Source organism: Streptomyces sp. NPDC006430, assembly GCF_040612395.1.
Classification (GTDB): Bacteria; Actinomycetota; Actinomycetes; order Streptomycetales; family Streptomycetaceae; genus Streptomyces.
On sequence record NZ_JBEXQA010000020.1, the window covers coordinates 92,039 to 113,851 of the forward strand.

A 21,813-nucleotide genomic window follows, 5' to 3' on the forward strand; every position below is an offset into this window, starting at 1 on the left:
GGGCGTGCCCTGCCCAGTCAACGCGGACGTGCAGGCGCCGCGTAACTGTCCTTCGGGCCAGTTGTGCGGTGTCGTTCCGCTGGACGAGCGGGCCCTGCGCCCGCGCCGCCGCGCCGGGACGCGTCGGCCCGTGGGGCCCGGGCGGGGCGGGGGGCCGGGCCTGAGAGGATGGGTGCGTACCCGCCGATCCACACCGCACACCGAGGGGCGAACGCCAGTGACCCGCGCTTCCCTGGACAAGCAGCCGCACGAAGTCGCCTCCATGTTCGACGGCGTCGCGGCGAACTACGACCTCACGAACGACGTGCTCTCCCTGGGCCAGGCCCGACTGTGGCGCAAGGAGGTCGCCAAGGCGGTCGGTGCGCGCCCCGGGCACACGGTGCTGGACCTCGCGGCCGGAACGGCGACCTCCTCGCTGCCCTTCGCCGCGACCGGCGCGTACGTGGTCCCCTGCGACTTCTCCCTCGGCATGCTCCGCGAGGGCAAGAAGCGCCACGCCTGGCTGCCGCTGACCGCCGGCGACGCGACGAAGCTGCCGTTCAAGGACGACGTCTTCGACACCGTGACGATCTCCTTCGGACTGCGCAATGTCCAGGACACCGACGCCGCGCTGCGCGAGCTGTACCGGGTGACCAAGCCCGGCGGCCAGGTCGTGATCTGCGAGTTCTCGCAGCCCACCTGGGCGCCGTTGCGGACCGTGTACACCGAGTACCTGATGCGCGCCCTGCCGCCGGTGGCCCGCGCGGTGTCCTCCAACCCCGACGCGTACGTCTACCTCGCCGAGTCCATCCGCGAGTGGCCCGACCAGCCCGCGCTGGCCGAGCTGCTGCAGAAGGCCGGCTGGTCCAAGGTCGCCTGGCGAAACCTGAGCGGCGGCATCGTCGCGCTGCACCGCGGCTCCAAGGCGTAGGAAGCAGTGGACTACCAGGAACTGCTGGAGCAGATCGCGACCGACATCGCCCCCCTGGTGGGCAGCGGCACGCCCGCCGAGTACATCCCGGCCCTCTCGTCCGTGAACCCCCGGCAGTTCGGCATGGCCATCGCCGATCTCGAAGGCCGGGTCCACGGGGTGGGGGACTGGCAGGTCCCCTTCTCCGCCCAGTCCATCACCAAGGTGTTCGCCCTGGCCCTGGCGTTGGCCGAGGGCGGGGACAGCCTGTGGGAGCGGGTCGGCCGGGAACCCTCCGGCAATCCGTTCAACTCCCTGGTGCAGTTGGAGTACGAGAACGGCATCCCGCGCAATCCGTTCATCAACGCGGGCGCCCTCGTCGTCACCGACCGGCTGCAGACCCTGACCGGCGACGCGAGCAGCGAACTGCTGGAGTTCCTGCGCCAGGAGAGCGGGAACCCGGACCTCGGCTTCGACGCGGAGGTCGCGGCCTCCGAGCACGAGCACGGCGACCGCAACGCAGCCCTCGCCCATTTCATGGCCTCGTACGGGAACATGGACAACCCCGTGCCGACCCTGCTCGACCACTACTTCTGGCAGTGCTCCATCGAGATGAGCTGCGCCGACCTCGCTCGCGCCGCACGGTTCCTGGCCCGGCACGGGCTGCGCGCGGACGGCTCGCGGCTGCTGACCCGGAGCGAGGCCAAGCAGGTCAACGCGGTGATGCTGACCTGCGGGACGTACGACGCGGCAGGTGAGTTCGCCTACCGCGTCGGCCTCCCCGGCAAGAGCGGCGTGGGCGGTGGCATCGTGGCGGTGGTCCCGGGCCGGTGCACGCTGGCCGCGTGGAGCCCGGGCCTCGACCTGCACGGCAACTCGGTCGCGGCCGTGGCGGCCCTGGACCGCTTCACGACCCTGACGGGCCTGTCGGTCTTCTGACGACCCCGCCGGGTCCGGTCCGCCCGGGCCGGTCCGTCCCCGGTGCCGGTCCGGTTCCGGCCCCGTGGGCCGGCGGCCGGGCGGCTGCGCCTACTCCTCCCGCAGCGAAAGCGCGTAGCGGCGGGCCGGGTTGCCGCCCGGGGTCAGGAACTCCTCCGCCAGGTCCATCCCGAGGCGCTCCGCCACCGCCACCGAACGCGCGTTCCTGGCGTCGATCATCGCCACCACCCGCGCGACCCCGGCCTCCCGCACCCGCTCCAGGGTGGCCAGCGCAGCCGCGTACGCGTACCCCTTACCCCACGACGCCCGGCCCAGCCGCCAGCCGATCTCGATCTCGCCGACGGGTCCCCACTCCTTCTCCCGGGGCCACGGCTGCGCACCGGTGAAGCCGATCACCGTTCCCTCCTCGTCGAGCAGGGTCCACAGGCAGTAGCCGAGCTGTGCGTCGTGCAGCCGCTGCCGCGCGGTGAACTCCTCGTACAGCGAGAGCTCGGCGGGGCCGCCGAGGAACTCCATGACGTCGGGGTCGGCGAAGACGCCGTGCCACGCCCGCGCGTCCTCATCGGTGGGCACGCGGAGCTGAACGGCGGGGAGCGGCCGGGTCGGCGAGGTGGTCATCGGGGCAGCCCTTCGGTTCGCGATCTCTTCCGCTGCTTAGACTGCACATGTCCTGTGCCGTTGGGCACCCTTTATCGAGCCTTCGGGAGACCCCGCAGTGACCGAGCCCCTCTCCGAACACTCCGCGGATGTGATCGTCGTCGGGGCCGGGCCCGCCGGCTCGACCACCGCCTACTACCTCGCCAAGGCAGGACTGGACGTCCTGCTCCTGGAGAAGACGGCGTTCCCGCGCGAGAAGGTCTGCGGTGACGGGCTGACCCCGCGCGCCACCAAGCAGCTGGTGGCGATGGGCATCGACGTCTCCGAAGAGGCCGGCTGGCTGCGCAACAAGGGCCTGCGCATCATCGGCGGCGGCCAGCGGCTCCAGCTGGACTGGCCGGAGCTGGCCTCCTTCCCGGACTACGGACTCGTTCGCAAACGCGACGACTTCGACGAGACGCTGGCCCGGCAGGCCCAGAAGGCCGGCGCGCGCCTGTACGAGCGCTGCAACGTCGGGGAGCCCGTACGCGACCCGCGCACCGGCCACATCACCGGCGTGCAGGCGAAGCTGGGCGAGGAGAAGACCCCGGTCACCTTCAGCGCCCCCCTGGTGGTCGCCGCGGACGGCAACTCCTCGCGCCTCTCCCTGGCGATGGGCCTGCACCGCCGCGAGGACCGCCCGATGGGTGTGGCCGTGCGCACCTACTTCACCTCCCCCCGGCACGACGACGACTACCTGGAGTCCTGGCTGGAGCTGTGGGACCGGCGCGGTGCGCAGGACCGGCTGCTGCCCGGCTACGGCTGGATCTTCGGCATGGGCGACGGCACGTCGAATGTCGGCCTCGGCATCCTCAACTCCTCCTCCGCCTTCCGGGAGCTGGACTGGCGCGAGGTCCTCAAGGCCTGGTGCGCATCCATGCCGGCGGACTGGGGCTACACCCCCGAGAACATGACGCAGCCGATCCGCGGCGCGGCCCTGCCGATGGCCTTCAACCGGCAGCCGCACTACACCAAGGGCCTGCTGCTGGTCGGTGACGCGGGTGGGCTCGTCAACCCGTTCAACGGCGAGGGCATCGCGTACGCCATGGAGTCGGGCCAGATCGCGGCCGACGTCATCGTGCAGGCGCACGCCCGGTCCACCCCGGCCCAGCGCGAGCTGGCGCTGCACAGCTACCCGAAGGTGCTCAAGGAGACGTACGGCGGCTACTACTCGCTGGGCCGCGCGTTCGTGAAGCTGATCGGCAACCCGAAGGTGATGAAGGTGGCCACCCAGCGCGGCCTGACGCACCCGGTGCTGATGCGGTTCACGCTGAAGATGCTGGCCAACCTGACCGACCCCGCGGGCGGGGACGCGATGGACCGCATCATCAACGGCCTCTCGAAGGTGGCCCCGAAGGCCTGAGGTCTAGTGGGTGGGGCGGGGCGGGTGCTTTCCGGTCCGGCCCGCCGCGTCGGTTCCGCCCTCGTACGGGGCCTGCCGCGAGCCGTGGACCGTCCGCACGCAGCGGGTCAACAGGACCAGCCCCCACAGCAGCAGCGCGAGGGCAACGGCCCAGCCGAGCCCCAAAGTGATGGGATGTCCGGGTTTGTGCCAGGGGCGGGTGGTGTTCAGCAGCCATCCGCCGACGGCCAGCAGGAAGAGCCCGGTGGCAGCCGGCACGGCGGTGGGGTCGCCGGTGCCGTCGGCGCCGGCGGTGCCGTGGTCCTCGTACGCCTCGGTGATCACGGGCCTCACCTCCTGGGCTGAATCCGGCCACTGCACCCGGCTATCTTCGCAGGGCTCCGGCGGGCGCGGTACGGGCCCCGTACAACCCGTCCTGCGGGGCGGCGGAACGCGCAGAAGGGCCGGCACTCCGCCCCCGAGCGGGGGAGTGCCGGCCCTTTGCGGTGCCGGAAGGGGCTCGAAGGCCCCTGGAGGCGTCAGAGGACGCGGACGGCGCCCGTCGGCCTGTCGTAGCTCAGGGAGCGCTCGACGATGCCCGTGCTGGGGTTCTGGGCGCCCACGAACTTGCCGCCGCCGACGTAGAGGGCAACGTGGTAGGCGCTGCCGCGGGAGCCCCAGTACAGGATGTCGCCCGGCTGAAGGGCGCTCAGGGAGACCGAGGAGCCTTCCGAGGACTGGTCCTGCGACATGCGCGGCAGGGAGATGCCGGCCTGGCGGTAGGCGGCCTGGACGAGGCCGGAGCAGTCGAACGAGGACGGGCCGGTGCCGCCCAGGACGTACGCCTTGCCGACCTGCGCGCGGGCGAAGTTCACGATGGCGGCGGCAGAGCCGGTGGCCGGGGCGGTCACGGTGCCGGAGCCCTGGGTGTTGGCCGCGGAGGCGCTCTGCAGCGTGGCGCGGGAAGAGCTGCGGGTGGCGCGCTCGGCCGCGGCCTTGCGGTCAGCCTCGTCCTTCGCCTTCTTCTCGGCGTCGGCCTTCTGGGCGTCTTCCTTGGCCTTCTTCGCCTCGGCGGCGGCGCCGGTGCGGGCCTCTTCTTCCTGCGCGTGCAGCTCGCCGGTGACGGCGGCGGCGCGGGTGTTCTCGGCGGCCGTGGTGACGGCGGAGGAGACCTCGGCTGCCAGGTCCAGGTCGAGGACCGGCATTTCGAGCGTCGTCTCGGCCACGGGCTCGGACGGGGACGCGCTCGCCGTGCCGGCCAGCGCCAGGGTGCTGAGGACGCCACCGGCAACTCCGGCGCGGACCGCGAGCTTCGAGGTGCTGCGGCGGGGCTTCCGGTGGCTGGGTATGTGAGCGGTGTGGGACATGAGGACAACCGCTATCAGGGCGGCCGGGTTCCCTTCAAGAAACGTGGTCTGCGCCACAGTTGTGCGCGAAGCGGGCTAACCGGGCGCGCCGCGTGTCTTATTGACGCCGTAACGGACGTAACGGACACTCTTTCACAAGCCTGTGAACACGGGGTTTCTGCAATAAGTCCGAATTGATCTGTGGCCTACCATCCCTGCGTGCAGATGGCCAAGCCCTCTTTCGGAGCCGAGAATCCGGAGTGGCGCAGGTCACAGAATCGTATCGCCGTAAGGGCCCCGTGCTCCGTCCGTGACCTTGCCGTGAACAAGTCGTGCGGTGCGGCCGGGCGCTCGTGAATGCGTGCACGCGTCCACTCCCGTCCCCGGGACCTCCCTCGACCGGGCGACGCGGATCGCCGTATCACGAGTGGCTTGATCTCGCCAATTTGCCTGCACCGCACATCGTTTGATAGTGCCAGGGACCCTCTACCTGCGGTAACGGGGTCGGATGTCACCTTTGGTGATCATGTGGATGCTTCACGTATGAAGATCACGACTCATTGGGCTTCATGATCGTTCGCCAGGTGGTGGAGATCACAAACTCGTTGTTGTTACCCGTGTCGCAGATCACAGACCGGCAGGCATAGGATGCGCACCAGTCCGGCTTGTGAACTGCCTCACATGTGCACGATCTTCGCGAGGTGGGTTGCCTTCCGGGCCACCGGCGGGAGGTTCCCCAGCCGGCGCAGCGGTCCAACGGTCAAGGACGACTGGAAGGAGCGAGGAGCGTGAATGCGTACGCGCCCATCCTCGTGCTCGGCGCCCTCGGCGCAGGGTTTGCGATCTTCTCCGTGGTCATGGCCACGCTGATCGGCCCAAAACGGTACAACCGGGCCAAGCTTGAGGCGTACGAGTGCGGCATCGAGCCGACGCCCACGCCGGCCGGCGGCGGTCGCTTCCCCATCAAGTACTACCTGACGGCGATGCTCTTCATCGTCTTCGACATCGAAGTTGTCTTCCTCTACCCCTGGGCCGTCACCTTCGACTCCCTGGGGATCTTCGGGCTCGTCGAGATGCTGCTCTTCGTGCTCACCGTCTTCGTCGCCTACGCCTACGTGTGGCGCCGCGGCGGCCTGGAATGGGACTGAGGGGCTGAATTTCCCATGGGACTGGAAGAGAAGCTGCCGAGCGGCTTTCTGCTGACCACCGTCGAACAGGCCGCGGGCTGGGTGCGCAAGTCATCCGTCTTCCCCGCGACCTTCGGCCTGGCCTGTTGCGCCATCGAGATGATGACCACCGGAGCGGGCCGGTACGACCTGGCCCGCTTCGGCATGGAAGTCTTCCGCGGCTCCCCGCGCCAGGCCGACCTGATGATCGTGGCCGGCCGGGTCAGCCAGAAGATGGCGCCGGTACTGCGGCAGGTGTACGACCAGATGCCCGCTCCCAAATGGGTCATCTCCATGGGGGTCTGTGCATCTTCGGGCGGAATGTTCAACAACTACGCGATCGTCCAGGGCGTCGACCACATCGTCCCGGTGGACATCTACCTGCCCGGCTGCCCGCCCCGCCCCGAGATGCTGATGGACGCGATCCTCAAGCTCCACCAGAAGATCCAGGGCTCGAAGCTCGGCGTGAACCGGGAAGAGGCGGCCCGCGAGGCGGAGGCGGCGGCCCTCAAAGCCCTCCCCACCATCGAGATGAAGGGGCTGCTCCGGTGAGCGAGACCACCCCGAACAACGGGAACAACGTTCCTGCCCCGAGGGAGTCCGGCAGCGGCCCCGAAGTGATCGGCGTCCGCAAGGGCATGTTCGGTACCAGGAACGGTGGGGACACCAGCGGCTACGGCGGCCTGGTCCGCACCGTGGCCCTGCCCGGCGCGAGCCACCGCCCCTACGGCTCGTACTTCGACGAGGTCGCCGACGAGCTCGAAGGCGCCCTGGAGGAGCAGGACCTCGTCCCCGAGAACGCCATCGAGAAGACGGTCGTCAACCGCGGCGAGCTCACCTTCCACATCGCCCGCGAGCACCTGGTCCGGGTGGCCTCCACCCTGCGCGACGACCCCGCCCTGCGCTTCGAACTGTGCACCGGCGTCAGCGGCGTCCACTTCCCCGACGACAAGGGCCGCGAACTGCACGCCGTCTACCACCTGCGCTCGATCACCCACGGCCGGGTGCTGCGGCTGGAGGTGGCCGTCCCGGACGGCGACCCGCACATCCCGTCGCTCGTCTCCGTCTACCCGACCAACGACTGGCACGAGCGCGAGACGTACGACTTCTTCGGCCTGGTCTTCGACGGGCACCCGGCGCTCACCCGGATCATGATGCCGGACGACTGGCAGGGCTTCCCGCAGCGCAAGGACTACCCGCTCGGCGGCATCCCCATCGAGTACAAGGGCGCCCAGATCCCGGCTCCCGACCAGCGGAGGTCGTACAGCTGATGTCCACTTCGAACCACGCCTCCGCCAACCAAGCGTCGGCGCGCGAGACGACCGAGGGCACCGTCTACACCGTCACCGGCGGCGACTGGGACGAGATCGTCCAGTCGGCGGCCAGGGCGGACGACGAGCGGATCGTCGTCAACATGGGTCCGCAGCACCCGTCCACCCACGGAGTGCTCCGCCTGATCCTGGAGATCGACGGCGAGACGGTCACCGAGGCCCGCTGCGGCATCGGCTACCTGCACACCGGCATCGAGAAGAACCTCGAATTCCGCAACTGGACGCAGGGCACCACCTTCGTCACGCGCATGGACTACCTGACGCCGTTCTTCAACGAGACGGCCTACTGCCTCGGCGTCGAGAAGCTGCTCGGCATCACCGACCAGATCCCGGACCGCGCCACCGTCATCCGCGTCCTGCTGATGGAGCTCAACCGGATCTCGTCCCACCTGGTGTGCATCGCCACCGGCGGCATGGAGCTCGGCGCGACCACGATCATGATCTACGGCTTCCGCGACCGCGAGCTGATCCTCGACATCTTCGAGCTGATCACCGGCCTGCGCATGAACCACGCGTTCATCCGCCCCGGCGGCCTCGCCCAGGACCTGCCCCCGGGCGCGGTCGACCAGCTGCGCGACTTCCTCCAGACCATGAAGAAGAACCTGCCGGAGTACGACAAGCTCGCCACCGGCAACCCCATCTTCAAGGCACGCATGCAGGACGTCGGCTACCTCGACCTCACCGGCTGCATGGCCCTGGGCGCCACCGGCCCGATCCTGCGCTCCGCCGGCCTGCCGCACGACCTGCGCAAGGCGGACCCGTACTGCGGCTACGAGACCTACGAGTTCGACGTGCCGACTACCGAGACCTGCGACTCGTACGGGCGGTTCCTGATCCGCCTGGAGGAGATGCGCCAGTCCCTGCGGATCGTCGAACAGTGCCTGGAACGGCTGGAGCCGGGCCCGGTCATGGTCGCCGACAAGAAGATCGCCTGGCCGGCGCAGCTCGCGATGGGCCCGGACGGACTCGGCAACTCGCTCGACCACATCAAGAACATCATGGGCACCTCCATGGAGGCCCTCATCCACCACTTCAAGCTGGTGACCGAGGGCTTCCGGGTGCCGGCCGGGCAGGCGTACGCGGCCGTCGAGTCACCCAAGGGCGAACTCGGCGTCCACGTCGTCTCCGACGGCGGCACCCGCCCCTACCGGGTCCACTTCCGTGACCCGTCGTTCACCAACCTTCAGGCCATGGCCGCGATGTGCGAGGGCGGCCAGGTCGCCGACGTCATCGTCGCCGTCGCCTCCATCGACCCCGTGATGGGAGGCGTCGACCGATGACGGACGTCAGCCTGGGCATGCCCCAGCTACCGGCCCCCGACTTCCCGGCGGACGTACGGTCTCGGCTCGAAGCCGATGCCGCCGAGATCATCGCCCGCTACCCCGACAGCCGCTCCGCACTGCTGCCGCTGCTGCACCTGACCCAGGCGGAGGAGGGCTACGTCTCGCGCACCGGCATCCGGTTCTGCGCCGAGGTCCTGGGCCTGACCACCGCCGAGGTCACGGCCGTGGCCACCTTCTACACGATGTACCGGCGCAAGCCCTCCGGCGACTACCAGGTCGGCGTCTGCACGAACACCTTGTGCGCGGTCATGGGCGGCGACGCCATCTTCGACGAGCTCAAGCAGCACCTCGGGGTCGGCAACAACGAGACCACCCCCGACGGCAAGGTCACGCTCGAACACATCGAGTGCAACGCGGCCTGCGACTACGCCCCCGTGGTGATGGTCAACTGGGAGTTCTTCGACAACCAGACCCCCGAGTCCGCCAAAGCCATGGTCGACGACCTGCTCGCCGGCCGTCCGGTCGCGCCGACCCGGGGCGCGCCGCTGTGCACGTACAAGGAGACCGCCCGGATCCTGGCCGGCTTCCCGGACGAGCGCCAGGGCGCGGTCGAGGCGAGCGGCGGCGCCGGCCCCGCCTCCCTGATCGGTCTGCGCATCGCGCGCGGGGAGTCCCCGCAGCTCGGCAAGGTCGTGCACCCGCGTGGTGAGGCCCAGGCCGCCACAGAGGAGGGGGAGTGATGACGGTGTCCATGGAACACGGGGGTACCCCCGGTCCGGAGGCCGGTGGAGGCAACGGCGCCCCGGAGAAGCTGCTGGCGCCGGTGCTGTCGGCGTTCTGGGACGAGCCGCAGTCGTGGACGCTGGAGACCTACCGGCGCCACGAGGGGTACGAAGGCCTGCGTAAAGCGCTCGCCATGACCCCGGACGATCTCATCGCGTACGTCAAGGACTCGGGCCTGCGCGGACGCGGCGGCGCAGGCTTCCCCACCGGAATGAAATGGCAGTTCATCCCGCAGGGCGACGGAAAGCCGCACTACCTCGTCGTGAACGCGGACGAGTCGGAGCCGGGAACCTGCAAGGACATCCCCCTACTCTTCGCCAACCCGCACTCCCTCATCGAGGGAATGATCATTGCCTGTTACGCGATCCGGTCGGAGCACGCGTTCATCTACCTGCGCGGCGAGGTCGTGCCGGTGCTGCGACGCCTGCACGAGGCGGTGCGCGAGGCGTACGAAGCCGGCTACCTCGGGGAAAACATCCTCGGGAGCGGACTGAAGCTCGACATCACGGTGCACGCGGGCGCGGGCGCGTACATCTGTGGTGAGGAGACGGCACTCCTCGACTCCCTCGAAGGCCGGCGCGGTCAGCCCCGGCTGCGTCCCCCCTTCCCTGCCGTCGAGGGGCTCTACGCGTGCCCCACTGTCGTCAACAACGTCGAGTCCATCGCCTCGGTTCCCGCGATCCTCAACAAGGGCAAGGACTGGTTCAAGTCGATGGGGACCGAGAAGTCCCCCGGCTTCACCCTGTACTCGCTCTCCGGGCACGTCGCAGGCCCCGGCCAGTACGAGGCCCCGCTCGGCGTCACCCTGCGCCAACTGCTCGACATGAGCGGCGGCATGCGCCCCGGGCACCGGCTGAAGTTCTGGACACCGGGCGGCTCCTCCACCCCGATGTTCACCGACGAGCACCTGGACGTGCCGCTCGACTACGAGGGCGTCGGCGCGGCCGGCTCCATGCTCGGCACCAAGGCACTCCAGTGCTTCGACGAAACGACCTGCGTGGTGCGGGCCGTCACCCGCTGGACCGAGTTCTACGCCCACGAGTCCTGCGGCAAGTGCACCCCCTGCCGCGAGGGCACCTACTGGCTGGTCCAACTGCTGCGCGACATCGAGGCCGGCAAGGGCGTGATGTCCGACCTCGACAAGCTGAACGACATCGCCGACAACATCAACGGCAAGTCGTTCTGCGCACTCGGCGACGGGGCGGCCAGCCCGATCTTCTCCTCGCTGAAGCACTTCCGCGCGGAGTACGAGCAACACATCACGGGCAAGGGCTGCCCCTTCGACCCCAAGAAGTCGACCCTCTGGGCTGACACGGAGGTGAACGCATGACCGTCACCACGAACGCTCCGACCGGTGGCGGAGAGGCCGCGGGCCCGTCCAAGCCCCCCGAGGACACGGTCTCCCTGACCATCGACGGCATCGAGCTGTCGGTACCCAAGGGGACGCTGGTCATCCGTGCCGCCGAGCAGATCGGCATCGAGATCCCCCGGTTCTGCGACCACCCCCTCCTCGACCCGGTCGGCGCCTGCCGCCAGTGCATCGTCGAGGTCGAGGGGCAGCGCAAGCCGATGGCTTCCTGCACCATCACCTGCACCGACGGCATGGTCGTCAAGACGCAGCTCACCTCCGCGGTCGCCGAGAAGTCCCAGCGCGGGGTGATGGAGCTGCTGCTCATCAACCACCCGCTGGACTGCCCGGTCTGCGACAAGGGCGGCGAGTGCCCGTTGCAGAACCAGGCGATGTCGCACGGGAACGCCGAATCGCGCTTCGAGGGCAAGAAGCGCACGTACGAGAAGCCGATCGCGATCTCCACGCAGGTGCTGCTGGACCGTGAGCGGTGCGTGCTGTGCGCCCGCTGCACCCGTTTCTCCACCCAGGTCGCCGGCGACCCGATGATCGAGCTCCTCGAACGCGGCGCGCTCCAGCAGGTCGGCACCGGCGAGGGCGACCCCTTCGAGTCGTACTTCTCCGGCAACACCATCCAGATCTGCCCGGTCGGCGCCCTCACCTCGGCCGCGTACCGGTTCCGCTCCCGCCCGTTCGACCTCGTCTCCTCCCCGAGCGTGTGCGAGCACTGCGCGGGCGGCTGCGCGACCCGGACCGACCACCGTCGCGGCAAGGTGCTGCGCCGGTTGGCCGCCGAGGACCCCGAGGTCAACGAGGAGTGGATCTGCGACAAGGGCCGCTTCGGGTTCCGCTACGCGCAGCGCCCGGACCGCCTCACCACCCCGCTGGTCCGCAACGCGGCCGGGGTACTGGAGCCGGCGAGCTGGCCCGAGGCCCTGGAGGCCGCGGCCACCGGGCTCGCCGCCGCGCGCGGCCGGGCCGGGGTACTGACCGGCGGGCGGCTCACCGTCGAGGACGCCTACGCCTACGCCAAGTTCGCGCGGGTCGTCCTGGGCACCAACGACATCGACTTCCGGGCCCGGATCCACAGCGCGGAGGAGGCCGAGTTCCTGGCCGCCACCGTGGCGGGAACCGGCACGGACCTCGGGGGCACGGGGGTGACGTACGCCTCGCTGGAGGCCGCGCCCGCCGTGCTGCTCGTCGGCATCGAGTCCGAGGAGGAGGCGCCCGGCGTCTTCCTGCGGCTGCGCAAGGCCCACCGCAAGCACAAGCAGCGGACCTTCGCCCTCGCACCCTTCGCCACCCGCGGCCTGGAGAAGGCGGGCGGCACGCTGCTGGCCGCCGCCCCCGGCACCGAGCCCGACTGGCTCGACGCGCTCGCCTCGAAGACCGGCCTGGAGCGGGGCGGCCACGCCGCCGCCGACGCGCTGCGCGAGAACGGCGCGGTCATCGTCGTCGGGGAACGCCTCGCCGGTGTTCCGGGGGCACTGACCGCAGCCGTACGGGCGGCCACCGCCACCGGCGCCGCGCTGGTGTGGATCCCGCGCCGGGCCGGGGAGCGGGCCGCCGTCGAGGCGGGTGCGCTGCCCTCGCTGCTGCCGGGGGCCCGCCCGGCCACCGACCCGCGGGCCCGCGACGAGGTCGCCACCGTCTGGGGGTTGGACGAACTCCCGCACCGTTACGGCCGCGACACCGGCCAGATCATCGAGGCCGCCGCCGGCCGCGAGCTCTCCGCCCTGCTGGTCGCGGGCGTCGAGGTCGCCGACCTGCCGGACCCGGCCCGCGCGCTGGTCGCCCTCCAGGAGGCCTTCGTGGTCTCGCTGGAACTGCGGCCCGGCCAGGTCACCGACCATGCGGACGTGGTCCTCCCGGTCGCCGCGGTCGCCGAGAAGGCGGGTGCGTTCATCAACTGGGAGGGCCGGGTCAGGCCGTTCGAGGCCGCGCTCAAGCCCGACCAGATGACCCGCCGGCTCGCCCCCGCCGACGCCCGCGTGCTGCACATGCTGGCCGACGCGGCCGACCGGCCGATCGCGCTGCCCGACGTACACGCCGTACGCCGCGAGCTCGACGCGCTCGGGCCGTGGTCCGGGGCGCGCGCCTCCGCGCAGTCCGCGGACCCCGCGCCGCTGCCCCGACCCGGGCTCGGCGAAGCGGTCCTCGCAGGCCACCGGCTGCTCCTCGACCTGGGCCGGCTCCAGGAGGGCGACGACGCCCTGGCCGGCACCCGGCACGAGGCCAGTGCCCGACTGTCGGCCGTCACGGCCGCCGAGACGGGAGTCAAGGAGGGCGACGTCCTCGCGGTGACCGGTCCGACCGGCTCCGTGGAACTGCCGCTGCGGATCACCGAGATGCCCGACCGGGTGGTCTGGCTCCCGCTGAACTCCACCGGCCACGGCGTCCTCGCCGACACCGGCGCCCACCCGGGCACCCTCGTACGGATCGGTCCGGCGACCCCGGCCGGAGCGGGCGACACCACTGCGGAGGTGGGCGCGTGAACGCGGTACAGCTGGCCGCAGAGGACCTCTCCCTGTTCGGCGACGACGTCTGGTGGCTCGTCGTCGTCAAGGCGGTGTTCTGCTTCGCCTTCCTGATGGTGACGGTGCTCTTCTCCATCGTGTGGGAGCGCAAGGTCGTCGCCTGGATGCAGTTGCGCATCGGCCCCAACCGGCACGGCCCCTGGGGCATGCTCCAGTCGCTCGCCGACGGCGTGAAGCTGATGCTCAAGGAAGACATCATCGTCAAGCGCGCCGACAAGGTCGTCTACGTCCTGGCGCCGATCATCGCGGCGGTCCCGGCCTTCATGGCCATCGCGGTGATCCCCTTCGGACCGCCCGGTGACGAGGTCTCCATCTTCGGCCAGCGCACCACGATGCAGCTGACCGACCTGCCGATCGCGATGCTCTACGTCCTCGCGGTCGCCTCGGTCGGCATCTACGGCATCGTCCTGGCCGGCTGGTCCTCGGGCTCGACGTACCCGCTGCTCGGCGGCCTGCGCTCGTGCGCCCAGATGATCAGTTACGAGATCGCGATGGGTGCGGCCTTCGCCTCCGTCTTCCTCTACTCCGGGTCGATGTCGACCTCGGCGATCGTGGAGGCGCAGGCGGACCGCTGGTACATCGTGCTGCTGCCGGTCTCCTTCATCATCTACGTCGTCACGATGGTCGGCGAGACGAACCGCGCGCCGTTCGACATGCCGGAGTCCGAGGGCGACCTCGTCGGCGGCTTCAACACCGAGTACTCCTCCATCAAGTTCGCGCTGTTCATGCTGGCCGAGTACGTCAACATGGTCACCGTCTCGGCGGTCTCGGTCACCCTCTTCCTCGGCGGCTGGCGGGCCCCCGCGCCGATCTCCACGTACTGGGAGGGCGCGAACCACGGCTGGTGGCCGATGCTCTGGTTTGTCATCAAGGTCCAGCTGCTGCTGTTCTTCTTCATCTGGCTGCGCGGCACGCTGCCCCGCGTCCGCTACGACCAGCTGATGAAGCTCGGCTGGAAGGTGCTGATCCCGGTCTCCGTGCTCTGGCTGATGCTGGTCGCGACCGTCCGCGCCCTGCGCAACGAGCGCTACGACTTCTCGGAGATCGTCCTGTACGTCGGCGGCGCGGTCGTGGCGATCCTGCTGCTGTCCTTCGTCGCGGACCTGTTCCGCGACCGGAAGGAGAAGTCGGCCGCCGAACAGGCCGGCGAGACCGCCGCGGCCCGGCCCTTCGACCCGCTGGCGGGCGGGTTCCCCGTACCGCCCAAGCCCGGCCAGCACCTGGCACCCGTACCGCGCAGGCGGCCCCGCACGGAGCGGGAGCTGATTGTCAGTGGCGGGGCGAATACTGACAGTGACCGAGAGGAGGGTGCTGAGAATGTCTGACGAGAAGTGGCAGAACCCGGTGGCCGGCTTCGGCGTGACCTTCAAGGCCATGTTCAAGAAGCGCCTCACCGAGCAGTACCCGGAGCAGCAGAAGACCACCGCTCCGCGCTTCCACGGACGGCACCAGCTGAACCGGCACCCGGACGGTCTGGAGAAGTGCATCGGGTGCGAGCTCTGCGCCTGGGCCTGCCCCGCCGATGCCATCTACGTGGAGGGCGCGGACAACACCGAGGAGGAGCGCTACTCCCCGGGCGAGCGGTACGGCCAGGTCTACCAGATCAACTACGCCCGCTGCATCCTGTGCGGGCTGTGCATCGAGGCCTGCCCCACGCGGGCGCTGACGATGACCAACGAGTTCGAACTGGCCGACGCCAGCCGCGAATCGCTCATCTACACCAAGGAGCAGCTGCTCGCCGGCCTGACGGAGGGCATGGTCGAGACCCCGCACTCGATCTTCCCGGGGGCGGACGAACAGGACTACTACCGCGGTCTGGTGACCGGGGCCGCTCCCGGCACGGAGCGGCAGGTCGCAGTCTCCAAGGGGGAGCGGCCCGAGGGGGAGAAGGCGGAGCCCGCCGAGGACTCCGAGGGGGTGAGGGCGTGAGCGCGATCGCCGCGGCCACCGCCACGGTCACCTCCACCGGTGAGGCCGTGCAGTTCTGGGTCCTCGGCACGGTCGCCGTCATCGGCGCCCTGTCCACGATCCTGATGAAGAAGGCCGTGCACAGTGCCCTGAGCCTGGCCGGGACGATGATCATCCTGGCGGTCTTCTACCTCGCCAACGGGGCGTACTTCCTGGGCGTGGTCCAGGTCATCGTCTACACCGGCGCGATCATGATGCTGTTCCTCTTCGTGGTCATGCTCGTCGGCGTCACCGCCGCCGATTCGCTGAAGGAGACCCTCAAGGGACAGCGCTGGCTGGCCGTCCTGTGCGGGCTCGGCTTCGGCGTCCTGCTGATCGCCGGCATCGCCCACGCCTCCCTGAACCACTTCAACGGGCTCGGCCGGATCAACTCCGCCGGGCACGTGGAGGGTCTGGCAGCGTTGATCTTCACCAAGTACGTGTTCGCCTTCGAGATCACCGGCGCGCTGCTGATCACGGCCGCTGTCGGCGCGATGGTGCTCACCCACCGCGAACGCACCGAGCGGGCCGCCACGCAGCGCGAGCTCGCCGAGCGGCGCGTCCGCGAGGGCGTGCAGCTCCCGCCGCTGCCCGCGCCCGGCGTCTACGCCCGGCACAACGCGGTGGACGTCGCCGGTCTGCTGCCGGACGGCACCCCGTCCGAGCTGACCGTCAACAAGACGCTGCGCGCCCGCGGCCAGATCCGGGACGTCTCGGACGAGGCGTTGGAGGACCTGAAGGCGCTGGAGCAGCGGTCGGCCGAGCGGCTCGGCCGTGAGGAGGCCTCGAAGTGAATCCGGTCAACTACCTGTACCTGTCGGCGCTGCTGTTCACCATCGGCGCCGCCGGAGTGCTGATCCGGAAGAACGCGATCGTGCTGTTCATGTGCGTCGAGCTGATGCTCAACGCCTGCAACCTCGCCTTCGTCACCTTTTCCCGGATGCACGGCAACCTCGACGGCCAGATCATCGCGTTCTTCACGATGGTCGTCGCCGCCGCGGAGGTCGTGGTCGGCCTGGCGATCATCGTGTCGCTGTTCCGTACCCGCCACTCGGCCTCGGTCGACGACGCCAGCCTGATGAAGCTGTAAGGGGCGTTCACAGTGGAGAATCTGATTGCGCTGCTGATCGCGGCGCCCCTGCTCGGAGCGGCGGTGCTGCTGTGCGGCGGCCGGCGCCTCGACAAGGCCGGCCACTGGCTCGGCACCCTGCTCGCCGCCGCCTCCTTCGGCATCGGCGTGGCCCTGTTCACCGACATGCTGGGACGGAGCGCCGAAGACCGGACCCTGTACCAGAAGCTGTTCACCTGGATCGCGGTCGAGGGCTTCCGGGCGGATGTCGCCTTCCAGCTGGACCAGCTGTCGATGACGTTCGTCCTGCTCATCACCGGGGTCGGCACGCTCATCCACCTGTACTCGATCGGGTACATGGAGCACGACGAGCGCCGCCGCCGCTTCTTCGGCTACCTGAACCTTTTCCTCGCGGCGATGCTGCTGCTGGTCCTCGCCGACAACTACCTGCTGCTCTACGTCGGGTGGGAGGGCGTCGGCCTGGCCTCCTACCTCCTCATCGGCTTCTGGCAGCACAAGCCCAGCGCGGCCACCGCCGCGAAGAAGGCCTTCCTGGTCAACCGGGTCGGTGACATGGGCCTGTCGATCGCGATCATGCTGATGTTCACCACCTTCGGGACCTTCGCCTTCGGGCCGGTGTTCGCTTCGGTGGGGAACGCCACCGAGGGCAAGCTGACGGCCATCGCCCTGATGCTGCTGCTGGCCGCCTGCGGCAAGTCGGCCCAGGTGCCGCTGCAGTCCTGGCTCGGTGACGCGATGGAGGGCCCGACCCCGGTCTCCGCCCTGATCCACGCGGCGACCATGGTCACCGCCGGCGTGTACCTCATCACCCGCTCCGGGGCGATCTTCAACGCCGCGCCGGACGCACAGACCGCGGTCGTCGTGGTCGGCGCGGTCACGCTCCTCTTCGGTGCGATCGTCGGTTGCGCCAAGGACGACATCAAGAAGGCCCTCGCCGGCTCGACGATGTCGCAGATCGGCTACATGATCCTGGCCGCGGGCCTCGGCCCCATCGGGTACGCCTTCGCGATCATGCACCTCGTGACTCACGGCTTCTTCAAGGCCGGTCTCTTCCTCGGCGCGGGTTCCGTGATGCACGGGATGAACGACGAGGTCGACATGCGCAAGTATGGGGCCCTGCGGAAGTACCTGCCCGTCACCTTCGTGACCTTCGGCCTCGGCTACCTCGCCATCATCGGCTTCCCGGGCCTGTCGGGCTTCTGGTCCAAGGACAAGATCATCGAGGCGGCCTTCGCGAAGGGCGGCACCGAGGGCTGGATCCTCGGCGCGGTCACCCTGCTGGGCGCGGCCATCACCGCGTACTACATGACCCGCGTGATGCTGCTGACCTTCTTCGGCGAGAAGCGCTGGCAGCCCGATGCGGAGGGCCACGAGCCGCACCCGCACGAGTCCCCGAAGTCCATGACCATCCCGATGATCGTGCTGGCCTTCGGATCGGTCTTCGCCGGCGCCCTGTTCAGCCTCAACGACGCCTTCGTGAAGTGGCTCGAACCGGTCACCTCCTTCGAGCACGGACACCCGCCGCTCAGCGCCGCCGCCATCACCGCCTCGACCGTCGTGGTCCTGCTCATCGGCGTGGGAGTGGCGTACGCGCAGTACGGTCGCAAGCCCGTCCCGGTCATCGCCCCGCGCGGCAGCTGGCCCACCCGGGCGGCCCGCCGCGACCTGTACCAGGACGACTTCAACCACGTCGTGCTGGTGCGCGGCGGGGAGCACCTGACCCGCTCGCTGGTGTACGTCGACCACAGCCTGGTCGACGGGGTGGTCAACGGGACGGCCGCCTCGGTCGGCGGCCTGTCGGGCCGGCTGCGCAAGCTCCAGAACGGCTACGCCCGCAGCTACGCGGTCTCGATGTTCGGGGGCACGGCGATCGTCATCGCCGCGACCCTGCTGATGAGGGCGGTGTGAGATGTCCTTTCCCCTGCTGACGGTGACGGCCGCGGTCCCCGCGGTCGGTGCGGTCCTGACGGCGGCCGTCCCGGCCGCCCGCCGGACCGCCGCCAAGTGGCTCGCGCTGCTCTTCTCGCTGGCGACACTGGCGCTGGCCGTACTCGTCGCGGTCCGTTTCGAGCCCGGCGGCGCCCGCTACCAGCTCACCGAATCGCACGCCTGGATCGCCGACTTCGGCGTCCGCTACGAACTGGGCGTCGACGGCATCGGGGTGGCGCTGATCGCGCTCACCGCGGTGCTGATCCCCTTCGTCATCGCGGCCGGCTGGCACGACGCCGACCCGCTGGAGACCGAATCCCCGGCGGACTCGCGCTGGCGGCCGACGCAGGGCTTCTTCGCCCTGATCCTGCTGGTCGAGGCGATGGTGGTCATCTCCTTCGAGGCCACGGACGTCTTCCTCTTCTACATCTTCTTCGAAGCCATGCTCATCCCGATGTACTTCCTCATCGGTGGCTTCGGGGACCGGGCGCATGCGGGCTCGGACGAGAACGCGGCCGCGCAGCGCTCGTACGCGGCGGTCAAGTTCCTCCTCTACAACCTGGTCGGCGGCCTGATCATGCTGGCCGCGGTCATCGGCCTTTACGTGGTCGCCGGGAACTTCTCGCTCCAGGAGATCGCCGCCGCCCGCGCCGCGGGCACCCTCGACATGGCGACCAACACCGAGCGGCTGCTCTTCCTCGGCTTCTTCTTCGCCTTCGCGGTGAAGGCCCCGCTGTGGCCGCTGCACACCTGGCTGCCGAACGCGATGGGCGAGGCCACCGCCCCGGTCGCCGTACTGATCACCGCCGTGGTCGACAAGGTCGGCACCTTCGCGATGCTCCGCTTCTGCCTCGGGCTCTTCCCGGACGCCAGCAAGTGGGCCACACCGGTGATCCTCGTCCTGGCCCTGGTCAGCATCGTCTACGGCGCGCTGCTCGCGGTCGGGCAGCGGGACATCAAGCGGCTGATCGCGTACGCCTCGATCTCGCACTTCGGGTTCATCATCATGGGCATCTTCGCGATGACCTCCCAGGGGCAGTCGGGCGCGACGCTCTACATGGTCAACCACGGGATTTCGACGGCGGCGCTGATGCTGGTCGCCGGCTTCCTGATCTCGCGGCGCGGCTCGCGGCTCATCGCCGACTACGGCGGCGTGCAGAAGGTGGCCCCGGTGCTCGCCGGTACCTTCCTGATCGGCGGCCTCGCCACGCTGTCGTTGCCCGGCCTCGCACCGTTCGTCAGCGAATTCCTGGTCCTGGTCGGCACGTTCGCCCGGTACCCGGTCATCGGCATCATCGCCACCATCGGCATCGTGCTCGCCGCGCTCTACACGCTGGTGCTCTACCAGCGCACGATGACCGGCCCCGTGAAGGAGGAGGTCGCCGCGATGCCGGACCTGCGCCTGCGGGAGGTGCTGGTGGTCGCTCCGCTGATCGTGCTGCTGATCGGGCTGGGCGTGTACCCGAAGCCGCTGACCGAAATCGTCGACCCGGCGGTGAGGCACACCATGTCCGACGTACACCAGAAGGACCCGAAGCCCGAAGTGGCTGTCGAGGCCAAGAACGGGGAGGCGGCGAAGTGAGCACCGTGGCTGCTGCCCAAGGGCTGCTGACGCTGGCGGCCGTGGAACCGGTCGACCGGATCCCGGCCCCGCACATCGAGTACGCACAGCTCGCGCCCACGCTGATCGTGGTGGGCGCGGCAGTCCTCGGAGTCCTCGTCGAGGCCTTCGTACCGCGCAAGTCCCGCTACTACGTGCAGGTGTTCCTCGCCGTCGCCGCGCTCGCCTCGGCCTTCGCGGCGGTCATCGGCCTTGCGGCCGGCGGGTACGCGGGCGACAAGGCACACATCGCGGCGATGGGCGCCGTGGCCGTGGACGGCCCGGCCCTCTTCCTCCAGGGCATCATCCTGCTGGCCTCGATCGTCGCGGTCTTCACCTTCGCGGAGCGGCGCCTCGACCCGGCCACCCACGGCAACCGGGTGGACTCCTTCGCCGCGCAGGCGGCGTCCGTACCGGGCAGCGACAGCGAGAAGGCCGCCGTCAAGGCGGGCTTCACCACCACCGAGGTCTTCCCGCTGGCGCTCTTCGCGATCTCCGGCATGCTGATCTTCCCGGCGGCCAACGACCTGCTGACGCTGTTCGTGGCCCTGGAGGTCTTCTCCCTCCCGCTCTACCTGCTCTGCGCCGTCGCCCGCCGCCACCGGCTGATGTCGCAGGAGGCGGCGGTCAAGTACTTCCTGCTCGGCGCCTTCTCCTCGGCCTTCTTCCTCTTCGGCATCGCGCTGCTCTACGGGTACGCGGGCTCGGTCTCGTACGCGGCGATCGCCGACGTGGTGGACGGCACGGTCACGAAGATCGACCCGGCGCTCGCCGACACCATGGGCAACGACGCGCTGCTGCTGATCGGCGGCGCGCTGATCCTGGTGGGCCTGCTCTTCAAGGTGGGCGCCGTCCCGTTCCACATGTGGACCCCGGACGTCTACCAGGGCGCCCCCACCCCGGTCACGGGCTTCATGGCGGCGGCGACGAAGGTGGCCGCGTTCGGCGCCCTGCTGCGCCTGCTCTACGTGGTCCTCCCCGGCCTGCGCTGGGACTGGCGGCCGGTGCTGTGGGGCGTGGCGATCGTGACCATGCTGGCCGGTGCGGTGATCGCGGTGACCCAGACCGACGTCAAGCGTCTGCTGGCCTACTCCTCGATCGCGCACGCGGGCTTCATCCTGGCCGGTGTGATCGCGACGTCGGCGCAGGGCGTCCAGTCCGTCCTGTTCTACCTGGGCGCCTACTCCTTCGTGACGATCGGTGCCTTCGCGGTGGTCACGCTGGTGCGCGATGCGGGCGGCGAAGCCACGCACCTGTCCAAGTGGGCCGGACTGGGACGGCGTTCCCCGCTGACGGCGGCCGTCTTCGCAGTGTTCCTGCTGGCCTTCGCCGGTATCCCGCTCACCTCGGGCTTCACCGGCAAGTTCGCCGTGTTCTCGGCGGCGGCGGAGGGCGGCGCCGGAGTGCTGGTCGTGGTCGGTGTCATCTCGTCCGCGATCGCCGCGTTCTTCTACATCCGGGTGATCGTCCTGATGTTCTTCAGCGAGCCGAAGCCGGACGGGCCGACGGTGGCCGTCCCGTCGCCGCTGACGATGACGACCATCGCGGTGGGCGTCGCGGTGACGCTGGTCCTGGGCCTGGCGCCGCAGTACTTCCTGGACCTGGCAGGACAGGCCAGCACGTTCGTGCGCTGACCGGCCGTCCGCA

General features: G+C 69.8%; 20 protein-coding genes. 17 read left to right on the forward strand and 3 right to left on the reverse strand.

Translation table 11 applies throughout. The features are described from left to right. Positions 1-217 precede the first annotated feature (217 nt). Both ABZZ20_RS25315 and ABZZ20_RS25320 read left to right on the forward strand, forming a co-directional pair. Positions 218-910 (forward strand): demethylmenaquinone methyltransferase, encoded by a 693-nt coding sequence (locus ABZZ20_RS25315; protein ID WP_356873224.1) that lies wholly within the window; start codon positions 218-220, stop codon positions 908-910. 6 nt (positions 911-916) lie between these two features. Beyond that, a complete protein-coding gene (locus tag ABZZ20_RS25320) occupies positions 917-1,828 on the forward strand; it encodes a glutaminase (RefSeq protein ID WP_356873226.1) in 912 nt (303 codons plus the stop codon). A gap of 90 nt (positions 1,829-1,918) precedes the next feature. Here ABZZ20_RS25320 and ABZZ20_RS25325 read toward each other — a convergent pair whose 3' ends face one another. Further along, positions 1,919-2,446, reverse strand: a complete 528-nt coding sequence (locus tag ABZZ20_RS25325) for a GNAT family N-acetyltransferase (RefSeq protein ID WP_356873228.1) — start codon at positions 2,444-2,446, stop codon at positions 1,919-1,921. Between the two features lie 97 nt (positions 2,447-2,543). On the opposite strand from ABZZ20_RS25325, the gene ABZZ20_RS25330 reads away from it, so the two are divergent. Continuing rightward, positions 2,544-3,827, forward strand: coding sequence for a geranylgeranyl reductase family protein (locus tag ABZZ20_RS25330; protein WP_356873230.1), 1,284 nt, complete (start codon positions 2,544-2,546; stop codon positions 3,825-3,827). Positions 3,828-3,830: 3 nt separating this feature from the next. Here ABZZ20_RS25330 and ABZZ20_RS25335 read toward each other — a convergent pair whose 3' ends face one another. Both ABZZ20_RS25335 and ABZZ20_RS25340 read right to left on the reverse strand, forming a co-directional pair. After that, entirely contained in the window at positions 3,831-4,151 is a 321-nt protein-coding gene (locus tag ABZZ20_RS25335) for a hypothetical protein (RefSeq protein WP_356873232.1), read from the reverse strand. A 194-nt stretch (positions 4,152-4,345) separates the two neighbouring features. Next, positions 4,346-5,173, reverse strand: a complete 828-nt coding sequence (locus ABZZ20_RS25340; protein WP_356873234.1) for an NlpC/P60 family protein — start codon at positions 5,171-5,173, stop codon at positions 4,346-4,348. 767 nt (positions 5,174-5,940) lie between these two features. Between ABZZ20_RS25340 and ABZZ20_RS25345 the strand changes: the two genes are divergently transcribed. From ABZZ20_RS25345 to nuoN, 14 genes are read left to right on the forward strand one after another with little or no spacing between them, the layout of a single operon-like run. Next, positions 5,941-6,300, forward strand: a complete 360-nt coding sequence (locus ABZZ20_RS25345) for an NADH-quinone oxidoreductase subunit A (protein WP_030028256.1) — start codon at positions 5,941-5,943, stop codon at positions 6,298-6,300. Positions 6,301-6,315: 15 nt separating this feature from the next. Then, positions 6,316-6,870 carry an NADH-quinone oxidoreductase subunit B family protein gene (locus ABZZ20_RS25350; RefSeq protein ID WP_356850818.1) on the forward strand — a complete coding sequence of 185 codons (555 nt, stop codon included), beginning with the start codon at positions 6,316-6,318 and terminating at the stop codon, positions 6,868-6,870. Next, a complete protein-coding gene (locus ABZZ20_RS25355; RefSeq protein ID WP_356873236.1) occupies positions 6,867-7,589 on the forward strand; it encodes an NADH-quinone oxidoreductase subunit C in 723 nt (240 codons plus the stop codon). The genes ABZZ20_RS25350 and ABZZ20_RS25355 overlap by 4 nt, the downstream gene beginning before the upstream one ends. Next, a complete protein-coding gene (locus tag ABZZ20_RS25360; RefSeq protein WP_356873238.1) occupies positions 7,589-8,929 on the forward strand; it encodes an NADH-quinone oxidoreductase subunit D in 1,341 nt (446 codons plus the stop codon). Before ABZZ20_RS25355 ends, ABZZ20_RS25360 begins: the two co-directional genes overlap by 1 nt. Next, on the forward strand, positions 8,926-9,672 hold the full coding sequence (gene nuoE / locus ABZZ20_RS25365) for an NADH-quinone oxidoreductase subunit NuoE (RefSeq protein ID WP_356873240.1): 747 nt from the start codon (positions 8,926-8,928) through the stop codon (positions 9,670-9,672). Before ABZZ20_RS25360 ends, nuoE begins: the two co-directional genes overlap by 4 nt. Continuing rightward, complete coding sequence (gene nuoF, locus ABZZ20_RS25370) at positions 9,672-11,045, forward strand: NADH-quinone oxidoreductase subunit NuoF (protein ID WP_356873242.1); 1,374 nt, start codon at positions 9,672-9,674, stop codon at positions 11,043-11,045. The genes nuoE and nuoF overlap by 1 nt, the downstream gene beginning before the upstream one ends. Then, positions 11,042-13,558, forward strand: coding sequence for an NADH-quinone oxidoreductase subunit G (locus tag ABZZ20_RS25375; protein WP_356873244.1), 2,517 nt, complete (start codon positions 11,042-11,044; stop codon positions 13,556-13,558). Before nuoF ends, ABZZ20_RS25375 begins: the two co-directional genes overlap by 4 nt. Further along, the gene (gene nuoH / locus ABZZ20_RS25380) at positions 13,555-14,925 is read left to right on the forward strand and encodes an NADH-quinone oxidoreductase subunit NuoH (RefSeq protein ID WP_356873247.1); all 1,371 of its coding nucleotides are present in this window, start codon (positions 13,555-13,557) and stop codon (positions 14,923-14,925) included. Before ABZZ20_RS25375 ends, nuoH begins: the two co-directional genes overlap by 4 nt. Continuing rightward, complete coding sequence (gene nuoI, locus ABZZ20_RS25385) at positions 14,918-15,529, forward strand: NADH-quinone oxidoreductase subunit NuoI (RefSeq protein ID WP_356873249.1); 612 nt, start codon at positions 14,918-14,920, stop codon at positions 15,527-15,529. The genes nuoH and nuoI overlap by 8 nt, the downstream gene beginning before the upstream one ends. Beyond that, complete coding sequence (locus ABZZ20_RS25390; RefSeq protein WP_356873251.1) at positions 15,526-16,341, forward strand: NADH-quinone oxidoreductase subunit J; 816 nt, start codon at positions 15,526-15,528, stop codon at positions 16,339-16,341. The genes nuoI and ABZZ20_RS25390 overlap by 4 nt, the downstream gene beginning before the upstream one ends. Further along, complete coding sequence (nuoK, locus tag ABZZ20_RS25395; protein WP_112449176.1) at positions 16,338-16,637, forward strand: NADH-quinone oxidoreductase subunit NuoK; 300 nt, start codon at positions 16,338-16,340, stop codon at positions 16,635-16,637. Before ABZZ20_RS25390 ends, nuoK begins: the two co-directional genes overlap by 4 nt. 12 nt (positions 16,638-16,649) lie before the next feature. Continuing rightward, positions 16,650-18,545, forward strand: a complete 1,896-nt coding sequence (gene nuoL / locus ABZZ20_RS25400; protein ID WP_356873254.1) for an NADH-quinone oxidoreductase subunit L — start codon at positions 16,650-16,652, stop codon at positions 18,543-18,545. Position 18,546: 1 nt separating this feature from the next. Further along, on the forward strand, positions 18,547-20,148 hold the full coding sequence (locus tag ABZZ20_RS25405) for an NADH-quinone oxidoreductase subunit M (protein WP_356873256.1): 1,602 nt from the start codon (positions 18,547-18,549) through the stop codon (positions 20,146-20,148). Positions 20,149-20,180: 32 nt separating this feature from the next. Beyond that, the gene (gene nuoN, locus ABZZ20_RS25410) at positions 20,181-21,800 is read left to right on the forward strand and encodes an NADH-quinone oxidoreductase subunit NuoN (RefSeq protein WP_356873296.1); all 1,620 of its coding nucleotides are present in this window, start codon (positions 20,181-20,183) and stop codon (positions 21,798-21,800) included. Positions 21,801-21,813 lie beyond the last annotated feature (13 nt).